General features: G+C 36.9%; 26 protein-coding genes and 1 other RNA gene. 6 read left to right on the forward strand and 21 right to left on the reverse strand.

Features of this window, described 5'->3' with window-relative positions; genetic code table 11:
* Nucleotides 1–3 precede the first annotated feature (3 nt).
* The 9 genes from ABMA78_RS05460 to ABMA78_RS05500 form a co-directional block, all read right to left on the reverse strand.
* Nucleotides 4–1,035 (reverse strand): radical SAM protein, encoded by a 1,032-nt coding sequence (locus ABMA78_RS05460; protein ID WP_392857811.1) that lies wholly within the window; start codon nt 1,033–1,035, stop codon nt 4–6.
* Nucleotides 1,025–1,945, reverse strand: a complete 921-nt coding sequence (locus tag ABMA78_RS05465) for a hypothetical protein (RefSeq protein ID WP_392857812.1) — start codon at nt 1,943–1,945, stop codon at nt 1,025–1,027. Before ABMA78_RS05465 ends, ABMA78_RS05460 begins: the two co-directional genes overlap by 11 nt.
* Before the next feature lies 1 nt (nt 1,946).
* On the reverse strand, nt 1,947–2,636 hold the full coding sequence (locus ABMA78_RS05470; RefSeq protein ID WP_392857815.1) for a hypothetical protein: 690 nt from the start codon (nt 2,634–2,636) through the stop codon (nt 1,947–1,949).
* 97 nt (nt 2,637–2,733) lie between these two features.
* Nucleotides 2,734–3,342 carry a hypothetical protein gene (locus ABMA78_RS05475; protein ID WP_392857816.1) on the reverse strand — a complete coding sequence of 203 codons (609 nt, stop codon included), beginning with the start codon at nt 3,340–3,342 and terminating at the stop codon, nt 2,734–2,736.
* Between the two features lie 19 nt (nt 3,343–3,361).
* Nucleotides 3,362–3,913: a hypothetical protein gene (locus tag ABMA78_RS05480; protein ID WP_392857819.1), complete on the reverse strand. Its 552-nt coding sequence runs from the start codon at nt 3,911–3,913 to the stop codon at nt 3,362–3,364.
* Nucleotides 3,903–5,126, reverse strand: coding sequence for a radical SAM protein (locus ABMA78_RS05485; RefSeq protein WP_392857822.1), 1,224 nt, complete (start codon nt 5,124–5,126; stop codon nt 3,903–3,905). Before ABMA78_RS05485 ends, ABMA78_RS05480 begins: the two co-directional genes overlap by 11 nt.
* Entirely contained in the window at nt 5,126–5,341 is a 216-nt protein-coding gene (locus ABMA78_RS05490; protein ID WP_392857824.1) for a hypothetical protein, read from the reverse strand. The genes ABMA78_RS05485 and ABMA78_RS05490 overlap by 1 nt, the downstream gene beginning before the upstream one ends.
* On the reverse strand, nt 5,331–6,335 hold the full coding sequence (locus ABMA78_RS05495; RefSeq protein WP_392857826.1) for a radical SAM protein: 1,005 nt from the start codon (nt 6,333–6,335) through the stop codon (nt 5,331–5,333). The genes ABMA78_RS05490 and ABMA78_RS05495 overlap by 11 nt, the downstream gene beginning before the upstream one ends.
* A gap of 13 nt (nt 6,336–6,348) precedes the next feature.
* Complete coding sequence (locus tag ABMA78_RS05500; RefSeq protein ID WP_392857827.1) at nt 6,349–6,873, reverse strand: hypothetical protein; 525 nt, start codon at nt 6,871–6,873, stop codon at nt 6,349–6,351.
* Between the two features lie 57 nt (nt 6,874–6,930).
* On the opposite strand from ABMA78_RS05500, the gene ABMA78_RS05505 reads away from it, so the two are divergent.
* Nucleotides 6,931–7,305, forward strand: a complete 375-nt coding sequence (locus ABMA78_RS05505; RefSeq protein WP_392857829.1) for a hypothetical protein — start codon at nt 6,931–6,933, stop codon at nt 7,303–7,305.
* Here ABMA78_RS05505 and ABMA78_RS05510 read toward each other — a convergent pair.
* The 3 genes from ABMA78_RS05510 to aroC all read right to left on the reverse strand — a co-directional run bounded on the left by ABMA78_RS05510 (nt 7,256) and on the right by aroC (nt 11,328).
* The gene (locus ABMA78_RS05510; RefSeq protein WP_392857830.1) at nt 7,256–8,020 is read right to left on the reverse strand and encodes a hypothetical protein; all 765 of its coding nucleotides are present in this window, start codon (nt 8,018–8,020) and stop codon (nt 7,256–7,258) included. The genes ABMA78_RS05505 and ABMA78_RS05510 overlap by 50 nt on opposite strands.
* Nucleotides 8,021–8,147: 127 nt before the next feature.
* A complete protein-coding gene (locus tag ABMA78_RS05515) occupies nt 8,148–10,334 on the reverse strand; it encodes a hypothetical protein (RefSeq protein WP_392857833.1) in 2,187 nt (728 codons plus the stop codon).
* A gap of 1 nt (nt 10,335) precedes the next feature.
* The gene (gene aroC, locus ABMA78_RS05520; RefSeq protein WP_392857835.1) at nt 10,336–11,328 is read right to left on the reverse strand and encodes a chorismate synthase; all 993 of its coding nucleotides are present in this window, start codon (nt 11,326–11,328) and stop codon (nt 10,336–10,338) included.
* Between the two features lie 83 nt (nt 11,329–11,411).
* On the opposite strand from aroC, the gene ABMA78_RS05525 reads away from it, so the two are divergent.
* The gene (locus tag ABMA78_RS05525) at nt 11,412–12,125 is read left to right on the forward strand and encodes a zinc ribbon domain-containing protein (RefSeq protein ID WP_392857836.1); all 714 of its coding nucleotides are present in this window, start codon (nt 11,412–11,414) and stop codon (nt 12,123–12,125) included.
* A gap of 4 nt (nt 12,126–12,129) precedes the next feature.
* On the opposite strand, the gene ABMA78_RS05530 is transcribed toward ABMA78_RS05525, so the two are convergent.
* Nucleotides 12,130–13,518 (reverse strand): TolC family protein, encoded by a 1,389-nt coding sequence (locus tag ABMA78_RS05530; protein ID WP_392857838.1) that lies wholly within the window; start codon nt 13,516–13,518, stop codon nt 12,130–12,132.
* A 134-nt stretch (nt 13,519–13,652) separates the two neighbouring features.
* On the opposite strand from ABMA78_RS05530, the gene rnpB reads away from it, so the two are divergent.
* Nucleotides 13,653–14,015: RNase P RNA component class A (gene rnpB / locus ABMA78_RS05535), an RNA gene on the forward strand.
* A gap of 59 nt (nt 14,016–14,074) precedes the next feature.
* Nucleotides 14,075–16,093, forward strand: a complete 2,019-nt coding sequence (locus ABMA78_RS05540) for a S9 family peptidase (protein ID WP_392857839.1) — start codon at nt 14,075–14,077, stop codon at nt 16,091–16,093.
* Nucleotides 16,094–16,096: 3 nt separating this feature from the next.
* Here ABMA78_RS05540 and ABMA78_RS05545 read toward each other — a convergent pair whose 3' ends face one another.
* Genes ABMA78_RS05545 through ABMA78_RS05560 form a run of 4 tightly spaced genes read right to left on the reverse strand, consistent with a single transcriptional unit; the run spans nt 16,097 to nt 18,968 of the window.
* The gene (locus ABMA78_RS05545; protein WP_392857841.1) at nt 16,097–16,525 is read right to left on the reverse strand and encodes a hypothetical protein; all 429 of its coding nucleotides are present in this window, start codon (nt 16,523–16,525) and stop codon (nt 16,097–16,099) included.
* Nucleotides 16,525–17,550 carry a hypothetical protein gene (locus tag ABMA78_RS05550; protein WP_392857844.1) on the reverse strand — a complete coding sequence of 342 codons (1,026 nt, stop codon included), beginning with the start codon at nt 17,548–17,550 and terminating at the stop codon, nt 16,525–16,527. The genes ABMA78_RS05545 and ABMA78_RS05550 overlap by 1 nt, the downstream gene beginning before the upstream one ends.
* A gap of 21 nt (nt 17,551–17,571) precedes the next feature.
* Nucleotides 17,572–18,342, reverse strand: coding sequence for a hypothetical protein (locus tag ABMA78_RS05555; RefSeq protein WP_392857845.1), 771 nt, complete (start codon nt 18,340–18,342; stop codon nt 17,572–17,574).
* Nucleotides 18,342–18,968, reverse strand: a complete 627-nt coding sequence (locus tag ABMA78_RS05560) for a helix-turn-helix domain-containing protein (protein ID WP_392857848.1) — start codon at nt 18,966–18,968, stop codon at nt 18,342–18,344. The genes ABMA78_RS05555 and ABMA78_RS05560 overlap by 1 nt, the downstream gene beginning before the upstream one ends.
* A 221-nt stretch (nt 18,969–19,189) precedes the next feature.
* On the opposite strand from ABMA78_RS05560, the gene ABMA78_RS05565 reads away from it, so the two are divergent.
* Nucleotides 19,190–19,717 carry a pentapeptide repeat-containing protein gene (locus tag ABMA78_RS05565; RefSeq protein ID WP_392857850.1) on the forward strand — a complete coding sequence of 176 codons (528 nt, stop codon included), beginning with the start codon at nt 19,190–19,192 and terminating at the stop codon, nt 19,715–19,717.
* A 186-nt stretch (nt 19,718–19,903) separates the two neighbouring features.
* On the opposite strand, the gene nadB is transcribed toward ABMA78_RS05565, so the two are convergent.
* Both nadB and nadC read right to left on the reverse strand, forming a co-directional pair.
* Nucleotides 19,904–21,469 (reverse strand): L-aspartate oxidase, encoded by a 1,566-nt coding sequence (gene nadB, locus ABMA78_RS05570; protein ID WP_392857852.1) that lies wholly within the window; start codon nt 21,467–21,469, stop codon nt 19,904–19,906.
* A 4-nt stretch (nt 21,470–21,473) separates the two neighbouring features.
* Nucleotides 21,474–22,322, reverse strand: a complete 849-nt coding sequence (nadC, locus tag ABMA78_RS05575) for a carboxylating nicotinate-nucleotide diphosphorylase (protein WP_392857853.1) — start codon at nt 22,320–22,322, stop codon at nt 21,474–21,476.
* A gap of 42 nt (nt 22,323–22,364) precedes the next feature.
* On the opposite strand from nadC, the gene ABMA78_RS05580 reads away from it, so the two are divergent.
* Nucleotides 22,365–23,393: a ComEC/Rec2 family competence protein gene (locus ABMA78_RS05580; RefSeq protein ID WP_392857854.1), complete on the forward strand. Its 1,029-nt coding sequence runs from the start codon at nt 22,365–22,367 to the stop codon at nt 23,391–23,393.
* On the opposite strand, the gene ung is transcribed toward ABMA78_RS05580, so the two are convergent.
* Together ung and ABMA78_RS05590 are read right to left on the reverse strand one after the other, a co-directional pair.
* Entirely contained in the window at nt 23,328–23,999 is a 672-nt protein-coding gene (ung, locus tag ABMA78_RS05585; RefSeq protein WP_392857856.1) for a uracil-DNA glycosylase, read from the reverse strand. The genes ABMA78_RS05580 and ung overlap by 66 nt on opposite strands.
* A 17-nt stretch (nt 24,000–24,016) precedes the next feature.
* Nucleotides 24,017–26,194, reverse strand: a complete 2,178-nt coding sequence (locus ABMA78_RS05590; protein ID WP_392857857.1) for a thiamine pyrophosphate-dependent enzyme — start codon at nt 26,192–26,194, stop codon at nt 24,017–24,019.
* Nucleotides 26,195–26,219 lie beyond the last annotated feature (25 nt).

The following is a 26,219-nucleotide window of genomic DNA, read 5'->3' on the forward strand; positions in this document are numbered from 1 at the left end:
TACCTACTTATAATCACACTCAGGATAGTGACCTCGACGATAATGTAGAACATCATCAATCTTCTCCCCTTCAACCGGGTAGACATCCTGAACATTTGATATTTTCTTTTCTACACCATCACAAACGAAGAAGTACTTACAGTTAAAACACTCCTTACCTTTGGTGTAAGTATGCTTTCTCTTTTGAGCAGCAACTTCAAAGTACTCTTTTGTATCAAGAACTTTTTCTTCAATTTTTTCAACATCGTAAGCATAGATATTCCAATCATTACGATCGTAAATATGCTGATAGACCCCAACAACATATTTTTCATATCCTTGCATAAAACAAAAAGGGATATAGCGAACATTAATTTGAATTTCTTGATTAAGATTATCAATGGCAAGCTTTATATGCTTACTTAAATGCTCATAGCTTTGAGACTCAAGTCGATCTGCATCCTCCCAATAATTGAGTGGGAGAAAATTTAGTTGATAAGGTTTTATCTTATTAATCAACTCAACATATTCGCCAAGCAGTTCAGCATTCTTATCCGTTACCGTACAATTAATGCGAACCTTAATACCGATTTCTTGGCAATTAGAAATGGCCTTTAACATTTTACGAAAGGCACCTTTTCTTCCAACAATCGAGTCATGATTTTCTTCATTAACTCCATGAAGGCTAAAGAGTAATTCAGTTAGGCCGTGCTCTTGAGACTTTTTGCAAAATTCTAGATTTGCAAATTTAGCACCATTAGTAAGTGCAGAAATATTTGTAAAACCAACTTCATGGCAGTAGTCGAGAATTGCAAACCAGTCACGATGAACAGAACTCTCGCCACCACTTAGATCTATTTCTCGCATTCCACAATTATAGATTTTCTTTGCTCTATTCTTTATTGTCTCCAGAGGTGTGACCTTATCGAGGTCTTCAAGATAATAGCAGAAGTAACATTCATAATTACAGAATGTTCCAGTATCGAGCTTTGCTCTCTTATTGAATTTGTCATTTAATAGCGTCAAACCAGAGTGGCTAAAAATATTATAATCCAATATGTTCTCCCAAGATTTCTAGTATGGGATCTCCCTCTTTTAAGAATATTGAATCAAAGTCATTATCAATATCCCACTTTCTCCAGTAGAGGCCTTTATCTTCATCCCAGTAGTCTATATTATAATACACAACCTCTTTTTCAAAAAACTTGCATTCTGCGATCATACGGGGACTACAGTCAAATTTGCGTGGAACCGGTGTATAGATATATCTATCAAATTTTTCAAAAAGGTCTGCAATAGGCATCTCTGGGAAATCAAAGCGATCTGAGAGCCCATCTAAGCGTCCAGCTGGTCTATTTTCCTTATTCGTTAGGCACATAAACTTCCCATCATACTTATCGAGGAGGTCTAGGTACATTTGGTCAGGGATATTTCGACAATTTTTTGTGCCATAGAGCAGATTACAACGAGTTGATTTTGTCGGCTTCTTTAAACGTTCAAAATTAATTCGTTTTTTATAGTCAATTGCATTTTTACAGTCACGATATATACGCGCATCTTGGAGAATAAAGACATTATCTTTATCATTGTCCTGCAGTTCTTTATCACCGCAAGCGAAGTGAAAAATCTTTTGGGCCAAAATATGTTTACCCATTAATGACTTCGCACCACCATCAGTAAAAAGAATATTATTCGCATGTACTAAATTAGGACGATTTACAAAGAGAGTATCTTTTTCAAGTTGCACCAACTCTTCATCAGAAATAATATATTTTCCAACAACAGAGTCACGAAATGTAGGCCAATCAATATCTTCGCACAGAAGAATACCAACTCGCATATGCTCTTTTAGAAACAGATAGTAGTCAATAACCTCATATGTGTGTCCACATAGGCCATGATTATTAGCGCTCCAGCTATAAGTAAGCCAGAGATCATAATTTTCTTTATCGAGTCTTAGAATCATATTAATCCAAAAATTCTTGAATTAACTTATCTTCATCCGTTAAGTGATAAGCTTCAAATCCGTTTAATAAGATATCATTATAACGTATATTTACGGAGTCTTGAATAACACTCTTAAAGATTTCAACCTTCTTCTTATAATAGAGACTTTCGGGAACTAGACGATTATTAGTATCAACTTTTCCCGATTGATAATATAGCATCGTATCAAACTTTTCGTGTAAGTTTTCGTGGTGCTTATTTGCTATTTTATAAATAAGCTTTCTCTGTTTGTAGTGCTCGGGAATTACAACATTTGTATAGTCGAGTGATGGAGTATTCACGAAGACATAGTCATCCACGGCCTCAAGCTCTTTATAATTTCCAAATGAGAACTTTAAAAGCTCCTGCTCATCAAAGTTTTGATATTCGTAGAAGCCAAAATACTTGACCTTTTTCATCCCGTAGCGACGCATTTCATGGCCTTCATTTGAGAAAACGACGAGGTCACATGGAATTGTTTCTCCAAGAAGTTTAAGCGTATGAATATCAAGAATCATACAGCGTTTAGGCTTTAATTTAAAAATTTCATAAACACTATTAGTAACGAGAAAGTCAGAAGTATATTCATCCGGAAAATGATATCTTTCTTTGAAAACACTAATCCAATTGATTCTTTCTTCTTGGGTGCAATTATAGAGGACAAATTTCACATCACTGCTTCGAGCTCTCGAGAAGAGAAAATACTCGAAGCAGTAAAATAATGTTCCATTTACTTTACGATGATCTTTTTGTGAATAGAGAATAATTCTAGAAGAATGTTGAATAATAATCCTCTAAGAACTTATTCGTAAGCTCCTCGATCTTATCAGTACACTCTTCTTCATTAACGATTTTTCTAAAATGATCAAATTTCTTATTAAGAGCACTGATTCTTTCGATCTGATCGCGCATATTCAGGTAATCTTCTAGCTTTTGAATAAGGTCTTCATTACCTGTTTCTAAGATTTCTAAATATTTTGACTCACGATTTTCGGCCGTAATGAAATAACCCTTATCGCAAAGTTCATTATTTAAACACATATAGCTATAGAACGTATAACCACTAACCGAAGCAAGATCTTGCGTAACAACCATTCGGGCCTTTTTAATGGCCGATTCTCTCGCAAAATTATAATCACTTGAATCACCACTAATAAGCTTAATTTCGTGTGGCATGACTTCGTTATATTCTATTGGTTTAACAATTCTAACTTCGATACCTTCTGTTAAGGCATGCTTAATAATTGATGCAGACACAGCGGAAAGATTTAAAAGCTTTTCCTGTCTTTCAATTGGATCTAGTGTATGAGGAAAAACATTTGTCACATACCAGTGTGACCCACGATCCTCAACTGAAGCAACATCATATAATAACATAATTAAATCCTTTTAATATTTAGTAGTGACAACCACAATTGTTATGGCAAGAACAAACGGCGTTACAGTTACAGTCAGAGTTACAAATACAGTCAGCTCTAATTGTATTATAGTAATTTAAAACTTCTTGTAAGTGAGTTCTTGTTAAATACTGTCCTCGCTTACTCCAGCTTCTAGCTCCTGACGAACCTCCAGCTGTTCCATCATCAGCTCCCTTTGGCCTATTGTCAGCAGGAGAAGGGTTTGCGCCACTCCAAGCAGTATCATTTGCAGGAGAAAGCTGATTTATTCGAGCAGTCATATTACTGACAACACCATTTGATATTGTCGCACCCCTAGCGTAAGAGTCCGTTGGATTTGCAGGGTTGTACATTGAGTGACTACGGTAACGTGTTAATTCAGCGGCAATAACATTTCTCAAAGCCCTAACATGGCTACCGTAAACAATACCACCACTAACAATACCAGAGCTTAATCCATAGGTTCTATTTGCAGAACAAACACCACGGTGTCCAGAACAAGTCGCTTGTCCCGTATTATGATAAGAGCAGTGTCCACCACTACACGCCATTTGTTACCTCCTTGTCCATATACTCTTCTCTAGTCATCGCATTTGCAGAGAATATATGTTTTTGAACGGCCCTGTCGATTTCACCAAATGTTTTAAAGAAACCACAAAGCTCGTTAACCCAATTATCTGTCCACTTCTCGAAGAAGTCTGTCTTTTCACTTTTCTCATGACTTGCTACAGGACAAATCATACAAGTTGTAGCGACACAGTCCTGGCAGTCTTTGTGAATTTTCTTAAGTGGTTCTTCAAATTTTTGAGTATATGCACTAATTTTTTCAACGAACGCATCATCATTGATATCACTATAAGCCAACTCTTCCTTATGTTTCGAATAAATGGCCCCGTGACAAGCATAGAGATTTCCACGTTGATCAATTGCCGCCATATTATATCCAGCAGAACAGTGTTTACGGTTATCTTCTCCACCAAACCATGAACAAAGGTAGCGTCCATTTTCATTATAGAATTCAATTTCTCTCTTAGCGATTTTTAGAAATTCTGCTCTAAAGATCTTTATCGCATCCTTTTTCTCATCAAGTGAAAACTTTGTAATATAATCAATCGTTGGTGAGTAACTAATATTAATATCTTTTGAAACTTTCCAAAGAAGTTTTTGAATATCGTAATAATCTTCCCAACAAGAATAAAGGCTTTCCATACTATCAATAGGAAGAGTCGCCTTCATACTTACATTGATCCCAAGACCAGCAAGTTCATAAAGATTGTTAATGACATGATTACTTGAAGGTTTTTTATTCTTCATTAATCGATAACTATCGTTAACAGCACGGCCATCATATGACACCTGAACATGTAGCTTACTTGTATCAACATTCTCAATAATCTTTCTCATATTATGAATATTGAAAGCGTTAGTGTATAAGTGGAAATCAACATTTTCGTGATCACGATACTTATTCATTAACTCGATAATAAAGTTTGGATTGAGAGTAGGCTCTCCTCCCCAAAGTGAAATATTCAAACCATCATACTTACTTTGAAACCAATTCTTATCTGCAAGAATACTATCGATTCTTTTAAAGATAACTGGTAGCTCATTATCGAGACGGGCCTTATCAACCTTCTCTCCTTCAAAGCAGTAAGTACAATTTAAATCACATAACGCTGAGGTTGTGATTTCTAGAGTAAAGTATTTCTTTGCGACGCGTTTTTGAGACGCTTTCGCAGGATTTTCAAAATTATAGGCGACCATTAATCTATCTCCACGTTGAGAATCTCATCTAAAATATCATCTAACTTTTCATCCGAAACTTTTTCTTCTTCTGGCTTAATCATTGATAATATTTCATCAGCTTCGAGCATAAGCTTTTCTCCATACTCAGGAGCAATTGGCAACATATGCTTTCCAGCTTCAAATAAATGTTCAGCTGCTAAGTACATGCTTCGATTTAATGCTTTAAGATTCATAAACTTCTCTTTTCAAGATTCTAGTAAAATATTTATTTGACCTTATTTCAGAAATCATGCGTTGTACTTCCTTATAAAAATGGCGATACATTATGCATATATTCTCAATAGGTCCTTCGTTCTTAATGTTCTCATATAAACAACCTTTTCTACAGAATTTTTTTACACTGCAGCTCTCACAAGCGGCCATATTCTTATATTCTGGAATTTGTAGATAAAGGTCGTCATCTTTAAAGCGATTACAGGCAATTAGCTTATCTTCTGAAAAAGATAAATGCGTATCTCCTGCTCCGCAATAATCAATTGTTATATCTTTTGCTGTGTAACGTAGAATATGTCTTAGGTAAGTGAGAATTATTTGTGGCATCTCTACTTCATCGACATTTTCAATATACCAGTCTACTAATTCACTAAAGCCTTCATTAACAGCAATTGCACTTTCCTCACTCCAGACATCCACATCTCTGATAAGAGTAAGGTCAGGATTCAGATTAAGTACCTTTTTAATATAGAGGTGATTTTCAAGAAGATTGCTATTGCCAGCATAAATCATCGAGTGGCAAGTAAGGTCATTAAGTTGTTTTATAATTGGAAGTTTCTTTTCGTATAAGTAATTTGTTCCACGGCTATCGTGCTGCTTGCGATTCATATCCTGCCAAAGGCCATCGTAGGACAAAGAGACTCGAATATTATTTTCGTTTAGAAAATTAACCTTTTCCTGATCAAGCAGTAAACCATTTGTCGGCATATAGAATTGAACATTTTCTTCGTCTTTTAATTCATTTGTGACAAAGACAATCTTATCCCAGTGAAGAAGAGGCTCTCCACCATAGAAATCCACTTGAATTAGCTCATCAGGTTTCTGTGCACGAACCTTTTTATATGATTCAAGAAATAGATCTGTATTTATTGATTTCTTCGAAAGCTTATCAACATTGCAATAACTACAATCTAGGTTACAAGCTTCCGAGAAAGCTATTGATAAGACTATCATAATAGACCTTTTATTACTTTACTTTCACCCAGTGACGGCCATCGACAACAATTTGATGATTCTTATCGCCAAATGAATCCTTAAGCTCAGGCTTCTTATAAATAGCAACAAGCCTTTCAGGGTAGTCACGTTTTTCTTCTAATGTCATCTCAGTCAAGTTTCCGTGCTCATCATTTGTTAGAGGAGTACCCGGATCATAGTCTTTGTCGACATAGGCAAGTACCCAACCACCAATTGCAATTGGCACTTCAAGGCCTGCATTTCCTTGTCCAACACCAAATCCAAAAGTATCTGAAGCAATACCAATGACGCTTTTCTGGCATCTTTCACTACAGATTCTAGCACCTTCGATTGTGTCGAAATAACATTTTCCAGGCTTTAATTCATCATTTAGAAGCTGGAAGTCTGCAATATCATTCCAGACAGAATTCCATACTTTAGAAGCCTTGAATTGATTTGAGAAATATAAATCAGCACCTGTATTTACAGAGTGCGCTCCAGTACTTGAGTTTATTGATGCTCTTCTTAGAGTTGACATAGATATTCCTCCATTTTTTATTTCTTCAAATATATGGATATAGTATATAATAAGTTTATGAAACGAAGAAATTTTATTTTCACAACCATATTCTCTTTATTTACGTATAAAGCGTTTGCTCACAGCTTTTTTAGAGTGAAAAGAAAATCTGGCAATAACTTTCTTATTTCAAGTGCTGATAATACTTGCGTAACGCTTAAAAGCGGGATGACATACAAACTTCCAGAAAATCCTACTGATATTGATTCGATTATCAATTTTCGAGTTCAAAAATCAAAGTGGAGTCAGTCTCCAGTAATTGATCCTACTAATCGTCGAATTGCCTCAAAAAATGGTCTTTTTGACGTTGAAAAGAACGTAAACCTAGATGAATCTCGTAACTTCACTCTTCAGTACATTTGCGAAGATATGGGCTGGATTGTTCTTTCTTAGTATTTAGTAAATCAGCAAATACCAAACTAATAAGCACAACATTTCCGACAAATTCAATTTTCATGAAGACAACAGTCATCATATGAAAAACAATCATCACTTGAGCCCAGTACTTTAGATAGTACTTATTTTTAAAATAAAGAACTAAACCAGATAACTCAATTAAGAGAACAAATAGGCCAACAATAAAAAAGCAAATTGTAGGAATGTCGACAACCCACTCTGCTGGATTACTTTTTATGACAATACTCTTTAGGCCAGAAAAGTTTAGATAAGAATTAAGGCCATCAGAAAATAGCCCAATTACTCCATAGTACAACTTCCAAAAACCAGACATAAAATATGCAAGAGTAATTAATAGCTTTGAAGTATTCAAAATATTTTTATCTGGAATAAATGCAATAACAACGGATACATAGAGCCAAAGAAATAGATCATGATCAAAGTCTGCTCCATTCATTAATGCGATTAAGACCAAGAGAACAAGACTATATGCAATTCTAAAATACTTTGTTTTAAAATCGTTTATACAACCTATGGTTACCGGTATTAAGACAAGAGATGGAATCAAAATCGTTTTAAAAGGATAGAACCAAAGAATTAGAGATTTGAGCCAATTTTCATTTGAACTAACTGGTGTTAAGTCATAGAGAAAATAACTAATAAACGAAAAAGTTAGTAAGTAGAATACTTTAATAATTAATTGCTGACTCACTTAACTCTCTCATAGCTAAAAAGTTGCCAACTGAAGAATGGATATATATTTCCACGATAACCAAAGATTTCGCAGAAGATTGAAATCGTAATAAATACTGAAACTATTATGACTTCAACCTTCTTCACTAGGCGATAACCTCAAAAAAGTCAGGAAATGATTTTTCAACACAATCTCTATTCTCTAAATTCCCACCACCATTAACTAATTGATAAAGGTAAGAAACCATTACCATACGGTGATCTCGGGGTGGAACGATGTCAACCGATCTTCCATCAGGCTTTCTTCCGATAATTTCGAGATAGTCTTCTTCCTCGTGATAGTGATGTTCAATATCATAGAGCTTCATTAAGTCCATAACAGCATTCAAGCGATCAGACTCTTTGTGAATTAGAACTTCAACACTTCTAATTATTGTTGCACCAGATGCATATGAAGCCAAAAAGCATAGTGTTGGAATTAGATCCGGACAATCACGACAATCAATCTCAAATCCATTTAAGTTATCCATACCATTGAATAGTAAGCCGTTGGCAGTAAAGTCAAACTGTCCACCTAATTCTTCAAGCAGCCCAATGAACTTACTATCAGCTTGAAAACGATCGATTCCCTTACAATTCTCGACTAACACAGGACCCGTCAAACAAGCATAGGCCAGCGGATATCCAAGAGAACTAAAGTCAACAGGAACCTCAAAAACTTGTTCCCCATTTTTAAAACGTTCAATTAGGTTTAATGTCATATCCCAATATGGACGACTCGTTGTTAAATTAACAGTCTCGACATCAATATCACGTGGCGACAGGGCCATTGCAAGACCAGTTGCAAATTGTGTTGAGCGGCTACAATCAACCTCGTACACACCTCTAGAGATACTCACTGGTCCTTGAACTTGAAACCATGTATTTTCATCTCTTGTTACAACAGCATCAAGGTCATCAAGTACATTAGCGAGTTCATCCATTGGTCTTTCGAACATCTTTTCACTAGGAATCAAATTATACTTATTTTTACCTAGAGCAAGTAGCGGAATGATAAATCGATTTGTCGTTCCACCATCACCTGTATAAAGTTCGATAACATCATCTGTTTCAATCTCACATTCAGGGAATGAGCCACGAATAATAATTCCATCATCGGCTTTTTCAATTGTAAGACCAATACTGTCAAGGCAACTAAGCATATTAACAACATCAGTTGATTCAGGCATATTCATAAGCTGCACGTCTTGTGGGTAGATTGCAGCGAGGATTAGTGCACGATTGGCAAACGACTTAGATGAAGGAACTTTTATTTTCTTAATAAAGTCCTTTGTTGCTCCCTTACCGTTAGCGTAATCAAGTAAGTGCTGTCTAATATCATCAAGCGAAACTGTCTGAATCGTCGGTGCTCCAATCCCATTTGGCAGAATCACTTCGATTGCATTACGACTAATGATCTTCTTATCTTTTGCAATATAATCCATCATCTCTTCAACAGGTAGAGAATCTTCCCAAGGACACATTAGAGCGTCTAGGCCAAAGATACCTGAGAATTGATTTAAGAATTCACTTTCTTCATCTCGATGAAAAATATTAAAGATTAATTTGAGTCCCCAGTAGACTGCAACACCGTGTGGAAGCTCGTATACTTTTTCAATTGCGTGACCAAGAGTATGACCAAGGTTAAGTACCTTTCGAATGCCACCTTCTTTAAAGTCTTGCTCAACAACTTCTTGCTTATACTTAGCACAACGAAGAGTGATTTCATCAAAGCTTGCTTCGTTATTTATTAAATTGAATACCTGCTCATCAAGGAAGTAATACTTCGCCAACTCACCTAGACCAGAGATAAAGTCTTCTTCTGCTAGCGTTTCTAAAAACTTTGCACAAATATAAATTTTTTCTGGAAGGTGGAATGCTCCAATTAAGTTCTTACCGAATTTTGAGTTAACAGCAACCTTACCACCAATACTTGCATCGATCATTGAAAGAAGTGTTGTTGGAATAACACTCCACTTAATTCCTCTGAGTAGGAGCGAGGCCACAAGACCTGCAAAGTCTGAACATGCTCCTCCACCGATAGCGACCAGATGTGCTCCACGGTGTACTCCTTTTTCTATAAAGAATTCACATGCTCTTTCAACTTCAGAGATATTTTTACAATCTTCACCAGCTGGGGCGATATAGATCTCAAGACCTTCCCTTACATCGATAAGATCGAGATAGAGACTATTAATATTAGAGTCTAAAATAACGAGGATTCGATCAGAGTCAATCTCGTTTAATATTTTGTTTACGTCATTAATTTCTTCAAATAGTTTAATTTCAGACAAATTATACCTCGTATGCTTTCTGTCTTAGAAAGTGATCCGCCAATACTACCCTAACCATTGACTCAACGACAACAACGGCCCTTGGTAGGATACATGGGTCATGACGGCCTTCTTTTGCGTTTGCTCCAACTGTTGAAGTTGGTTTGAAAGTTAGATCAAGATTAATTGTTTCGCCATTACTAATGCCACCTTCAATTCCACCAAAATTAGCGCTATCTGCACTTACCTCTTGCCCACTCATATCGGCCATCTTTGATCCTGCACCAAAAGAAAAAGCAACACATGCTCCAATTGATAGAACGGCCTTTGCAAGATCGGCCTTTAATTTATCAAAGGCAGGCTCTCCTAACCCAACTGGACAATTTTCGATATTAACAGAAATGCGACCACCAATCGAATCGCCTTTGGCCTTAAGATCGATAAGATACTTTTCAATTTCATCATCTTTAGTTGGATCACCAAAGTTATATGTTCCAAGATTTTGTGGAAAACTCTTAATTATATTTTCACATTCAAACGGCCCAAGCTTAGAAATAAAAGTATTAACTTTTACTTTAGGAAGAACCAAACTCGCGAAGTAGCCAGCCACAACACGCGAAACCGTTTCTCTTCCACTACTGCGTCCACCACCACGATGATCTCGAATACCGTACTTTAGATCATAAGTTCGATCAGCGTGTCCAGGACGATAATTATCCTTTAATTTATCGTAGTCTTTACTTCTTTGATTAGTATTACGAATAATAACTGCGATTGGAGTTCCCAATGTTTTCCCTTCAAAAACTCCAGAAAGGACTTCGGCTTGATCAGGCTCTTTTCTTGCTGTTACACCCTTAGAACGCCCAGGGGCCCTCTTATCTAACATTGCCTGTAGATCTTCTAAATTAAAATCAAGTCCACTAGGGACACCATCTAAAACAACACCCAAGGCAGGGCCATGTGACTCACCAAAGGTAGTCATTGAAAACATTTTTCCGAATATACTTCCGCGCATTATAACTCCTATCTCCCTATTATCACCTTAAATAAACAAATATTCCAATCGCGACTGCTAGGTAAATATGTTATTAATTACAAATGGAAAACTTAAAATATCTAAAAGATGTCATGGATTTAGAAAAGGTCATCGACGGCCTAGAGAACGCAACAGACGAAGAGTTGAAGCGAATCGATTTTTTAAACAAACAATTAAGCAACAAGACTGAGTCAATCGATCAACTTAATCTACAACTCACTGAAACTAAAGCGAGTTTAAATTCTCTTGAGAAGGAACTCTTTGATACAGATAAGAAGCTCGAACAAGCGAGACAAAATTTGAATTCTGTATCGAGTGGCCAACAAGAAGAGGCCATACAAAAAACGATCAATTTATTAGAAGAAGATTCAAATCTAAAACAAGATACGATATTAGAGCTACTTGAAAAGGTAGAGGAAATTGAAGCGACAGTTTCTGAAGCGCAAGAATTTGTGAAGGGAATCAATGAGACAATCTCTGAAATCAATGAAGAGGTAGCACAAATTAAATCAAATAATGATACTAAAATCGATAATCTCAATACTCAAATTGATGGCCTGCTCGATGAAGTGGGTGCACATGTAAAAGCACTATATTTAAAGGCTAAAGTAAAAAACCATCACACTGCAGCTACATTTCTCCAAGGAAATAGCTGTGGCAGCTGTCGTCTAACATATTCTGCTGGTGAATGTGCTGAGTTTAATAATGGGAAGGATTTAATTCTATGCCGAGGGTGTGGAAGATTAATTCTCCCAAGCACCCTACGAACACTTTAAATTTTTATTGAAAGTGGTTACCAAGCTTTCCGTAGATATCAAGTAAGCTGAAGTATAGTTTTTGGCGTCGGCTGATATATTCAACGAATTTATTTTCAGTACTAATAAGCCTTTCTTCTGCTGAAATTACATTATCAAAGTCTGCACGACCACGAGAGTATAGCTTGTTATATTCTGCAACTGAAAGAGTTGCTAACTTATGTCTTTTAAGAACAAGATCGATCGTCTTATCAATTAGACGAATTGTATTCTTAAGTGCATCTAATTGATTCTTAGTTCTAATCTTGGCAAGACGATGCTGATACTCAGTATTAAGCTTATTAATTTTTGCTTCTTTTAAGTTATTCTTCTCAACTGTCATACCAAGAGGGATAACAATTTGTAGACCGACTTCAGTCGCATCATTATCAGATCCAAATGTACCATCACTAAAAACATTCCCGCTTCCCGCAACTGTATAACTATTGGTCTTATATGCACCACTTAATTCAATAGTTGGGAATACAGAATTGTCATATTTCTCGATTGCTGTATTTAATGATTCAAGCTTCTTATTTAATGCTTGAATAGTAAGATTGGAATCGATTTCACCATCTGTGATTGTTTCCATTTTAATTTTTTCAATTTTATATAAATCAATATCATTAAATGAGTGGGATCTTTCTAACTTACTCTCTAGTGATTTCTTATAAGTTTCAAGCTGAGACTCTAATTCTGCATGCTCCTCACCTACAGAATTAACAGACGCTTGAGCAGAGTAGAGATCAACTCTTTCCTTTAGGCCATCTCTAACTTGCTTTTGAACAAATTTAAGTCTTTTTTCAGCACGCTTCATCGCTTCATCTTTAAGCTGAATAAGTGTCTTTGTTTTTTTGTAGTTATAATATGTTTCGATAAATTCGAGGACATTTTGAGAAACTTCAGCATCAAAAGCATACTTAGATGAGTAGACATTCTTTTCTGCAATTTTGATGTCAGCATCGTCATTACGACCAAAGAAGTTCTTTCCTAGGTCCTGAGTGTATGAGACCTCTTGGTTATAACCTTCGTACTCAGTTCCACCACTAAAATCAATATAAGATCCTGTGATCGAAAACTTTCCACCCCAAACATTTTCTTTAGATAATTCAACACCTGAGTTGAATGCCTTGTATGTATTTACTAAGTTTGGATTATTTGGATTTGAAATAAGGCCAACATCATCATGTTGAGCAAGAACACCTAACGTCCAAGGTCTTTTGTCCCCAGACTCAAGTTCAAGAGTAAGTTTTGAAAGCTCAAAATTGTAACTCGCTTCTTTTACTTCTGTTGAATCTTTTAAATATTCACGAACATAATTCTTAAGATTTGCACTTGCTGAAAATGACACAAGAGCCAATAAAATATATTTCATCAATTCTCCATGGCGAATGGCTTTAAAACTTATACGAATATAATTAAAAAAAGTTTTACCATACTCAAATAAAGCATGACTAGTTAGTGTGTAAACCTTTGACATTCAATGTGACATAGGGCATAAATTCGCAAAGAGTTAAGGAGACTATCGCTGGTTTATTATGCTTCGGTGTAATAGACGGGAGGAAAGTCCGGGCACCATATGGCAGCTTAGCGGGTAACGCCCGTCGGTCGTGAGACTAGGACAAGTGCAACAGAAAGGAAGTACAGGGGTTTGAACTCGATTGGGGTAGCTTTGGCCGGCCAATCAGTGAGAGATTCGTCTCACCTGCTGTAGTGAAAACAGGTAAACTCTAGGCGGTGCAAGCTTGAATAGGTCGACTCATGGGGTAGCCAGCCCTTGTTGACGGGTTAAGCGCTCGAGCCAGTGGGTAACTGCTGGCCTAGACGAATGATAGTCCAATACAGGACCCGGCTTATACCTTAACTCTTTATGGGAGTGTATTGCTAACGCAATTCACTCCCTTCCTTACATTTCAAACACGGAGGACAAGATGAAATACCCTCAACCCAAAAAAATCCCACACGAAACAAAGATTCACGATCAGATTTTAACTGACGACTATTTCTGGATGAGAAATCGCGAAGAAGATAGTGATGTTATGAAATTTCTTAATGAAGAAAATGAACTCTTCAAAAACTATCTTAGTGACTCTGAAGAACTTAAGAATACAATTTTTGAAGAATTAAAATCTCGTGAACTTCAAACATATGAAACATGCCCATACCCACATGATGAGTATGAGTACTTTGAAAGATATGAAGAAGGGAAAGATTACCCTATTCATTTTCGTCGTCACATTGGCACAGATGAGAGACAAGTCTGTCTCGATGAAAATGAATTAGCAAAAGGACGAGACTTTCTTGATGTTGGAACATTTGAAATCTCACCTTGTCATCGTTATCTAATCTATACAATTGATGACAATGGCGATGAGCTTTACGATCTTTATATTAAAGACTTATCAACAAATGAGATCATTCTTGAAGGCCCTAAGAAAATCAATGGCGGCCCTGTTTGGTTTAATGATTCAAAACACTATGCCTATATTGAAATGGATGAAAATATGCGTCCATTTAAAGTTCACGTAACAGATATGACAAATTCTTTTGATAAAGTTATTTATACAGAAGAGTCTGGCGAGTATTTTCTAACAATCGAAGAAACAATGGATCACAGGTACTTGCTTATCAATGCTGGTGGTTCTGCAAATAATTCAATTTCATACCTTAAAGCTGATGCTAGCGATTTAAATCCAATTGAAATTTTCCCTAAAGAAGACAAAATTGAATACACGGTAGAAACAGATGGTAATGACTTCTTAGTTCTAACAAATAAGTTTAGCGAGAACTTCTCTATCTTAAGAACACCGATTGCAAGGCCAGATTATGCTTCAGCAACGGTTGAGGTAGAAGGTAGCAGTGAAAGATACCTTACAAACTTGAATGTTTTTAAAGACTTTAAAGTTGTAAGCTTCCGTGAAAAAGGACTTAATCACTTTCTTGTAATCAAAAGCGATGAAAGAAAAGAAATTACTTTTCCTGAAGATGCCTATCATGTAGGTGGTGGTAATAACGCAAACTTTGATACTAAAGTTTATCGTTATAACTATAGCTCTCCAACAACTCCGAGTACAACATATGACTATAATGTAGAAACAGGAGAATCAACACGTATCCATCAAGTTGAAGTTCCAGGCTTTGATCAGCATAAGTATGTCGTTGAAAGAAAATTTATTCCATCACATGATGGTGTTATGGTTCCAATGACAATCATTAGAGCAAAGACAACAAAGATCGGAGATCCTAACAAGTGTCTTCTTTATGGTTATGGTTCTTATTCGATTTCAATTCATCCATGGTTTAATCGAAATAATATCTCACTTCTTGATCGTGGCTTTGTTTATGCTATCGGACATATTCGTGGAAGTTCTACAATGGGACGCTCATGGTATGAGAATGGAAAATTTTTAAAGAAACAAAATACTTTCAAAGATTTCTACGCCTGTGCCAAGTACCTAATCAATGAAGGTTATACTGCCAAAGGTAAAATCGGGATCATGGGCGGAAGTGCCGGTGGTATGCTTGTTGGAGCAACAATCAATCTAGACACTGAAAATCTGATTGGTGCCGCTTGCGCAGATGTTCCGTTTGTCGACGTTCTAAACACAATGCTTGATGATAGTCTTCCCCTAACTCAGCTTGAGTATGAAGAGTGGGGAAATCCAAATGATAAGGAATACTTTGATTATATCAAATCATATTGTCCGTATTCAAATGTACAAAAGAGAGATTATCCAGCAGTTCTTGCCATTGCAGGTTTAAACGATCCTCGTGTTACTTATTGGGAACCAATGAAGTGGACTTATAAACTTCGCGATAATGCAACAGACTCTCGAGTTAAACTTCTATGGACAAATATGGATGCCGGACACGCTGGTGCTTCAGGACGCTTTGAAACATTCAAAGAAGTTGCCGATATCTACACTTTCTTTATTAAAGAATTAGAATAAAACTTAAAGTATTTTAGGTAAGTCTTGGGGAGAAATCCCCAGGACTTTTGTCATCTTGGTCTTCTTAACTTCCTTAGACCAAATAAATCCAAGAATTTCATCACCATCTAGAATTAACTTCATCTCCCCTTCACCAAGTCCAGGTCGAGAACATATTTCATTTGAATGGGGTTGCTTTGAGTAATCGTAAACCTTGATCCAACCATCAGTTAGAATTTCACGAATAATTGCGATATGACCAGTGTCACCACTACTAGGAATAACCTTTTTACGCCAAAGAATTAGATCCCCAACGGCTAACTCACTTAGACGATGCTTAATAAAGGCTTCATTTTCAATAGAGTCGAAGAATTCATAAACACGTCCATGGGGAATATTAATGCCTTCTTTATTGAGTAAATCTTTAATGGCCGTGAAACAATTTACTTTCATTAGATTTTATCAAGGGCCTTAGTTGTTGCCGTTGAGATATTCAATTTTTCATTGAGCTTATACTTTCTAAAAGCACCAGTGTAACTCTTTTTAAATTCAGCATGTGAAATTTCAAGAATATAATTTGTGATTTTATACTTTGTTATAGCTGTCTTATATTTCTTTAACTTCTTATAAGAAAGCTTTGAGTCTAACTCAGGGTATTGTTTAAGCTTCTTGTCTTCACTCTTTAAAATAAATGTTGGGCATTCAATTTGACCTGAAAGCCATTGATCATCGGCCTTGCGATATCCTAGAATTGAATCTTTTTCTTTCACAATAACTCTAAGAAGATCAAGTTCATAGGTTTTAGCAATCTTCTTAACAGGAATTTCTGGGTACTCAAGGGCATCTTTAGAATTTCCTGCAACACAGTCTTTATAAACAGGGCAACCCACACAATTTGCACTTCGGGCCTGACAATAGATACGCCCAAGATCCATTAAGGCCTCGTTAATATCACGTCCCTTGAACTTTGCAATTTCAGGAAATTCTCCATCTTCAAATTTTTTCTTAATTAACTTTTGAAGCTTTGGCCCTTTGGCCCCTTGAATACCATAAATACGACTGACAACTCTTTCAATATTGGCATCAATTGAAAGTGCGCTCTTATTTTGTCCAATACTTAAAATAGCATTGGCCGTGTACTCTCCAATTCCAGTAATAGAGATCAGGTCTTCGTACTTTGTTGGAATTTTACCATTGAAGTTTTCAACGATATCAATTGCGGCCTTTCTAAGGTTTCGTGCACGTCGATAGTAACCAAGACCCTTCCAGGCAACACAAATTTCTTCTTCAGTTGAAGAGGCCAAAGTTTCAATATCGGGATAGATTAAAAGAAATCTTTCAAAGTGGTTTTGAACTGTACCGACCGTTGTTTGTTGCAACATAATTTCTGAAACAAGTGTCTTGTAAACAGTTCTATTTCTTCGCCAAGGAAGCTCTGTATAAGTGTCTTTCGACCATTTTAGAAGTTTTTTAAACATGATTATTTGTAGCTATTTCTACTATTTTTGACAAGATGCTTTTAGCGTATCTGCTAATTTCAATAGATCTTCTGGATAAAAACCCTTGCTTCCGACACCATGAATCGTTGCACCAATATTACTTAGGAAGTCCATAAGCTCTCCCTTTGCTTCATCAATGTCAGTGAGGACAAATAGATGCTTTGCATCTGAATTCTTCACCCAACGAATAATCTTTTGCGTATTATTCCCGCCTTTTGTTTGGCAAAGGTAGAGGTCATTTTTAATTTCTCTAATTGAAGAATCAAAAGCCTTGATTGTCACAGGACAGCCATAGGTTAGGCGGCTAACGAAACTTCTACGATAACAAGTGTCTCCACTCTTAGACCAGTCAGAGTTTCTTAGCGATGCGCTTGTATCAATCCAGATTTCATACTTAGGTGCTTTTTTCTTTTCAACCTTCTTGGCCTTGCCACAGAAAATATCAAAGTATGCTCCAGTACAGCGAATCATATCTGAATCAATTGTATTTTCGACAGCAACATCCTTATCAGGAGTTCCATATTCTTGATCGACATAGTCTTTTCCAGACTTTCCAACCATATAACCTGTTTGTGGATCAAAGCAACCATCGCCCATCTCGACACAATGATCATCATTTTGAGCAATTTTACGAGAGATATTTTTATAAAGAATTTGTTCTAAAAGAGTTTGCTTAGGAGCTGCAGATAAAAAGACAAATTCCACCGTTTGCGGAAGTGCTACTACCGCAGATGAAATTAAGAATGCAAGGAGTGCCTTTTTAATATGCATTAAGCAATCATTCCCCTTTGTCTAAAGTATCTAAATAAGTCATTTCCAAGATCGACAATTAAATCTCTAGCGTCGATATCAAGACTTAAAAAGTCAGCAACGTAAGCCTTTTGTCTTGGTGTTAATTGGGCCATACGCTCTTTTAAAACATCTTCGTTACTCGTATCAGTAACAAATGGCATTGTTCTCGTTTTTCCACCAATCTTCATCGTTGGATTAGCGTTAACTTGAGCATTTCCAGCTGTGCCACTTTTAATCGTGTCGACAAGTGCATCTTCAAAGCCACCACCTGCCGCCGCATTCTGTTGTGGCGCTGCCTGTTGAGTCGGCTGCTCTTTCTTTTCATCACCTTTATAGAATTTAACAAGTCTTATAAAGTGATCCGCAAAGTGCTCTTCGACAAAATCGATCATTTCATGAAGTGGAATATCTAATTCAGCTGTAATTTTAGCGACTACCTGAGGATTAATCTCTGTTGTCTTCATTGATAGGAAGCGAGAAACAGTAGAAACCCCAAGCCCAGTTGACTCAGCAAGATCTTTTTGAGTCATTGGCCCTCTCACCTGCATGTACTTTCTAATAATTCCTAAATAATCGTCTAATTTCTCTTTGTTAAATTCAGACATATTCTTCTCCTTGCAAATTGAAATACCTGCAACTTACTGATATTTCATTGTGGTGCAATTGCGGCCTGAAATTTTATGCCCCAAAAGTCCCTAATATCATTATCGGTTTTAATTTTTATTTCTTGATGCAATTTTATTGCTTGACGCAACTAGTCAAGAATGGTTATGATTCAAGTGTGGATGAACTAATCCACAAATTAAGCAAGGCTTGGAGGGATCACATGGCCACTTTAACAAACTTCATTATGACTGAGACATTATCTGACTTCACAAATGGACAGTATGAAGTAATTGAAAAAGAGCTAGTAAAATCAAGTGATTTAAGTAACTTAACCATATCTGGTTCTCTCTTCTCTCAAACCACTTTTATCGCTGTTAACTTCAAGTCTTGCATTTTCTTTGGTTCAAAAATGAGAGAGTGTAAATTTATCAACTGTACGTTTGAAAATTGCAGCTTCGAATTTTCACATATTGAAGATTGCAATTTTGATGGATGTAAGATCGTAGGGAATGCATGGAAGCATTCCACTTTAAAGAATTCAATCATTGAAGATTGTGAACTGGATCTTGAAGTCTATAAGGTTATCAAAGATGGTGACCAGAATAAATTCGATCTTTATGAGGAAACTCAAGATATCGAAGAAATTAAAGAAGAAGTTGAAGAAGTTCTTAGTTTTGAAGCAGCTCTTATAGCTTCACCAAACCAATGGGGAACGAGCTTACTCAACTTCATTAAATCTGCAGCTTAAATTTGAAACGCCTGGCAATCGTGTTTACGTCACTAGTCTCAAGGATAATACGGCCAGATACAAATCTTTTTTAGAGACGATATATCATACCTAGTCTTCTTCTACTGGATGTAGATAAGCAGGAAATCTCGCAACTCATACTTGCTCTCGGGCCAGCTCTCTCAAGGGTGTTGGCCTTCTTTTTTTTTACATCTTACGAAAAAAACAACCAATCGATTCTTTATTTCTCATCGAAGACTTAACGATCATCGTTGATACCTCGATGGCATTTCTTAATCCGATCAAGCTATCATCAAGTTTACAACTACGATAGAAGCGAGAGACTTCGTCATTGATTTCGTTAAACATTGCAAGCGCTCGCTTAAGACGATTTGTCGTTCTTGAAAGGCCAACATAATTCCACATCGTAAGCTTTAAAGTCATCCAGTCTTGTTGAACAAGGGCCTTATCAATTGAAGCGTACTCTTCTTGCCAATTCTTAATTTGCAGATGAGAGTAAAGAGTTTCCTCGTCCACAGTCTCTGAAATATCAATGGCCGCAAGGTAGCCCCATGTTAAGCCTTCAAGCAGAGAAGTTGAAGCCAAGCGGTTAGCACCATGTAGTCCAGAGCAAGATACTTCACCTACAGCGTAGAGATTCTTAATTGAAGTTTGTCCCTTCATATCAATCTTCACTCCACCGCATGTATAGTGTGCAGCAGGTACAACAGGAATAGGCTCCTTAGTCATATCAATGCCGTACTCTAGGCAGTGTTTATAAATTGTAGGAAAGCGCTCTTTAATCCACTCTCCGTCTTTATGTGAAATATCGAGATAAACACACTCGTGTCTAGTCTCAATTGTTTCTTCCATTATTGAGCGAGCAACAACATCACGAGGAGCAAGCTCCATCTCTGGATGGTATTTGCCCATGAATCTCTCACCATTACAGTTAACGAGAACACCACCTTCACCGCGCACCGCTTCTGAAACTAAGAAGCGACCATGAGAAGATGAATCATAGAATGTCGTTGGGTGGAATTGAATGAATTCCATATCGATAATATCTGCACCTGCTCTTTTTGCCATGGCAATACCATCACCACGACTTGCACCAGAGTTTGAGTGGTGAAGATAAAGCGCACCGACTCCACCAGTGGCAAGAACAGTCTTCTTTGCCATGGCCTTTACAACATTGCCCTTTTCTTGATTTAAAAGATAGGCACCAAGAATCTTTCTTTCTTCATAACGTTGAGAAATTGAAATCCCATGGTGAGAGGCCGTAATTAAATCAATGGCCGTGTGTGCTTCTAAGAAATGTACTGTTGGATAGCTCTTTTGATCTTTAAGTAAATTTAAAAGACTAATTTGAATTTCCTTACCAGTGTAATCACCACGGTAGAGAATTCGCTCAATCGAGTGAGCCGCTTCCTTTGTATATTTTAATGAGTTATTCTCATCCCTTTCAAAATTTGCATTCGCTTTTTCTAGTAAGAGCTCATCGATCGCTAATTTTCCAAAATTCTTTAGCGTTTCAATCGCTTGCGGATTTGAAGTATTTGACGAGGCAACTTGAATATCCTTTCCTAGAGCATCATCACTTGCATTTGGATAAATAATCCCTCCCTGGGCCCAAAACGTATTTGAAACCTGAGGATCTTTTGCACGCGTAACAATTCCTACTTTTAAATTACTTTCAGCAAGTTTTGCTGCAGTAGCAAGACCAGCAATTCCACAACCTAAAATCAGAACATCAAAGTCGTAACTATTCAACTCTTTACCCTCTTGCGTACTTTAGTGATAAGTCCACTGCTGGAGCATCATAAGTAAGGGCACCAATACTAATGGCATCAACACCTTCAATTAAGTAGCTCTCTAATGTATTTAAACGAACTCCACCAGAAACTTCAAAAGTAACACCTTCTGGCTTCTGTTTTACCGCTTCTTTAATCTCTTCAGGAGAGAAGTTATCAAGCATGATATGTCTCACACCTTCACCAAGTGCAATATGTAATTCATTAAGATCGTGAATCTCAACTTCAATTGGTGTGTAGAAAGAGTTCTTTGACTTAAAGAAGTCGATTGCTTCTTTTACACCACCAAAGAATGACTTATGATTATCTTTAACCATCCACATATCACTTTGACCAAAGCGGTGGTTATTTCCTCCACCCGTGACAACAGCGTATTTTTCAAGAGCACGATAACCAGGAAGAGTCTTTCTTGTATCAAGAATTTTGACTCCACTATCGAGAGCAAGAGTTGCAAATTTATTTGTATATGTTGCAATTGATGATGCTCTTTGAATTAAGTTAAGAGCAATACGCTCACCAGTTAACGCAATTGAAAAAGGAAGCTTAAATTCAATTTCGGCCATTTCATCTTTAGTGTATTTTTGACCTTCAAATTTTTTGAAGTCTTCGTAATTTAAGTTAGCACCTAGATAGTTAAAGGACTCCACAAAGTAAGGTAGGCCACATAAGACCATGTCATCTTTAATCTTTAACTTACAGTGAACTTCATCATTAGGAAGAGACTGAATATAGTTCAGGTTACGACTTAAATCATCTTCTTTAAAATAAGTTTCAATCGAATCCTGTAGTGCTTTATTTACCAATAAATTCATTTTGTCATTACTCCGTTTAGATGTTTTTTCTACCATTTTCAAATGAGAAAAAAAACTCCCGAAACCTTCAAAAATCCTGTTAATTACTCAAATTTGACTTATAAAGCTGCAATGCGTTTCAATATTATCTTTCTTCTAGCATTTTTACTCATTAACCCCCTATTTCAGGGGAATGACAATAGGCAGTATGCACGCCCACCAAAGCTAAAGCTACCGGTAAAAACCAAGGCCAGCTTTGATAATAGATCCGAATTCTATTTCTATCGTTCAGTTTTGACCGGACAAAAGTGGGGACTCGATAAAGAACTTAAAAGAAAACTTGCTCACTTAAACCTACTTCACCTGATGACTCCATCTGGGCTACATCTAAGCTCACTCTTTCTTATCTTCTATTTCCTAAGAAGAAGATATCCAAGATTTTCAAACCTAGTGGAGCTCACTCTATGCTTAGGATTTTACTTCTTTCTTCCTGGCTATTATTCATTTAGACGGGTGGCCCTCATTCGAAGCTTTTTTATTTTAAACAAAGTAAGAGAGACTAATTATTCTAAGATGCAGATATTTCTCTTCTTTTTAACAACAGACTTTTTTTTTGGTACCTATCGCTACTCACCCCTATCGTTTTATTTGAGTACTCTATTTCTTGGTTTAATTTTTTCAATAAAAGAATATCGAATCTATAAGATGTACCTTCTATTCTTTGTTGCTCAGCTTTTTATTGCACATAAATTTACGGGGGTTATTTATCCAGCAACAATCATTCTCTCGCCACTGTTGACGAGTATCTTCACTCTCATCTATCCCATTCTATTCTTTAATCTCTTCTTTATTGAATATTTTAATTACGCTCAATGGTTCATTACAGCTTACACGGCATTGATAGAGATAAGTTATGATTTAGCGCAAGCACTCGGCTTTATACATGTAAATTTTCTTATTTTAATTGGTGTGATTATTTACTCACAAAGAACAAGGAAGCATGCTTTAGCACTAATAACAATTGGCCTAGTTAGTGATCTGCCAAGAGATAGCTTCACGATTATGCTCAATGAGATAGGCATTCGCTTGTGAAAAAGGTTTTGAACCAAAGAAGCCACGATACGATGAAAGTGGAGAAGGATGCGGGGACTTAATCACCAAGTGCTTTGTCTCATCGATATTCTTACCTTTCTTTTGAGCAGGACCACCCCAAAGAATAAAGACAACATTTTCACAATGCTCATTGATGATATCAATAATCTTTGCCGTAAACTTCTCCCATCCTTTTTTGTGATGAGAACCGGCCTGTGCCTTACGAACTGTCAGACAATTATTTAAGAGAAGAACACCCTGCTTGGCCCATTCTTCTAAATATCCATGTTCAGGAATATCTAGGCCAAGATCTCCATTTAGCTCTTTATAGATATTTCTAAGAGAAGGTGGGATCTTAACACCTTTCTTCACGGAAAAGCTTAGGCCATGAGCTTGTCCTTCGCCGTGATAAGGGTCCTGTCCAAGAATAACAACCTTTACATTCTCTAGTGGCGTAAGATTCAAAGCCGCAAAGAACTCTTCAGGCCTTGGATAAATGACTTCCTCTTCTGAATCAAGAAATTCAGATAGAGAAATCATATAATCTTTTTGGAATTCGCCCTTAAGAAAATTAAGCCAGCCCTTATCATTTAAGTATTCAATCATAAGAGCTGGCCTTGGTATTAGTAATTTAGAAGTTTGTTAAGTTGCTCGTACACGTCTGAAACTTGTGGAAGAATATAATCTTCTGAAGTTGGACAGTAAGCAACGTGTGAGTCTTTTGCAGCAACACGAAGGATTGGAGCATCAAGTGCCTCAAAACATTCTTCGTTAACACATGCAGCGATCTCACCAGCAAAACCAGAAGTCTTCGTTTCTTCGTGACAAATTAGAAGACGATTTGTTTTCTCAAGTGACTTCTTAATTGAGTCCATATCAAATGGTGCAAGAGTTCTAAGGTCGATAACTTCAACAGTCTTACCTGTTTCCGCTTCGATTTTCTTAGCAGCATCAATTGATTTTTGAACAAGTGCTCCCCAAGCAACTACAGTTGCATCAGCACCTTGTTTTGCAATACGAGCTTTACCAAATGGAATCATATATTCTTCACCTGGATCTGCTGTACGGTTATAACCTTGGTAGTAAAGGTGCTTGTGCTCTAGGAACATAACTGGATCATCTGATCTAATTGCAGTTCTTAGAAGGCCAGCAGCGTCTGCCGCATTTGATGGGAAGACAACTCTAATACCTGGAACGTGAGTAAATAGCGACTCTCCACATTGAGAGTGGTAAATCGATCCACCTCTTAGGTATCCACCGATTGGAACACGAACAACCATTGGACACTTAAAGTCTCCACCTGAACGGTAGCGAGTCGTCGCCATCTCGTTCTTAAGTTGCATATATGCAGTCCAGATATAGTCAAAGAATTGAATCTCAACAACTGGCTTAAGCCCTCTCATCGCCATACCAATTGCACGACCGATGATATTTGCTTCCGCTAGTGGTGAGTTAAATACTTGTCCTTCTAAAGATGCTCTTTGAACACCTGAAGAAACTTTAAATACACCACCCTTACCTTTTAGGTCAGGGTTATTAAGTCTTTCAAGGTCTGAGAAGTCTGCAACGTCTTCACCAAACATTCTTAGTAATGGGTTCTTAGAGAACTCAGAACGAAGAACAGCGTTGATTGCTGATGCCATTGGAACATCATCTTTTCCTTCGAAAGTACCTTGAGTTTCAAAGTCTGAAGAAGTTGGATCAATATCGTGAGAGTATAAGTGATCAAGTGCTGATTCAGGAGCTGGCCATTCAGTATCAACCGCTTCCTTCATTGCACGTCTTACTTCAAGAGAAACTTCTTCAAGTAGATCATTAACTTCCTTTTCGCTCATTACACCAAGTGCGATAAGAGTTTTTGGATATGAGTTAAATACATCAATTTGCTTTTCTTGCGCTAGCTCGTCTTTCGTACGATACATTGATTGATCATCAGAAAGAGAGTGAGAGTATGGACGAGTTACATGAGAGTGAAGAAGAACAGGTCCTTTTCCTTCTCTAATATGCTTAGCTGCTTTTTCAGCTGCTTTATATGATTCAATTGGACAGTTACCATCACATTCAATGATTTTTAATCCTGGGAATTCATCAAGAGCTTTTGAAATCGATCCACCAGGAGTTTGCATTGAAGTAATTGTTGAAATGGCATAACCATTATCTTCAACGTGGAAAAGAACTGGAAGCTTATTTGCACAAGCAGTTGTAAGTCCTTCCCAGAACTCACCTTGAGCAATTGTTCCATCACCACATGAAGTATAAACTACTTCAGCATCTTCAACTAAGAATTTTGAAGTATCAAATTTATGCTTTTCTTTTAATTCTTTAAGAGAAAGTCCAGCTTCAGCAACACCACATGCTTGAAGGAATTGAGTTCCTGTACATGATGATTTTTGAACGATATTTAATTTTACGTTACCCCAGTGAGCTGGCATCTGACGGCCGTGAGTTGCAGTGTCTCCAATATTTCCATTTGCTTGGCAAAGCATTTCATATGGAGTTACACCAAGACCAGTACATAGTGCTCTGTCACGGTAGTATGGAATAAACCAATCGTGAGCAGGCTTAAGAACTTTTGCAAGAGCAGATAAAACACCTTCGTGTCCTGCACCAGAAATTTGGAAGAACGCAGTTGATTGCTTCTTCATTGTGATCTCAGCATCATCAAGCTTTCTTGAAACGAAAACGTTACGAAGCATCCAAATAAGATCTTCTTTTGAAAGATTATATTTTTTAATGATCTCTTTTTTCTTATCTAAGTTGGTAGAACCCACATTTGATCCTTTTGCAGTTTTATCAAGCATTTAACGCCCCTTTTTAAGTGGAGCT

This window comes from Halobacteriovorax sp. RZ-2 (assembly GCF_043196685.1).
Taxonomy (GTDB): domain Bacteria; phylum Bdellovibrionota; class Bacteriovoracia; order Bacteriovoracales; family Bacteriovoracaceae; genus Halobacteriovorax_A.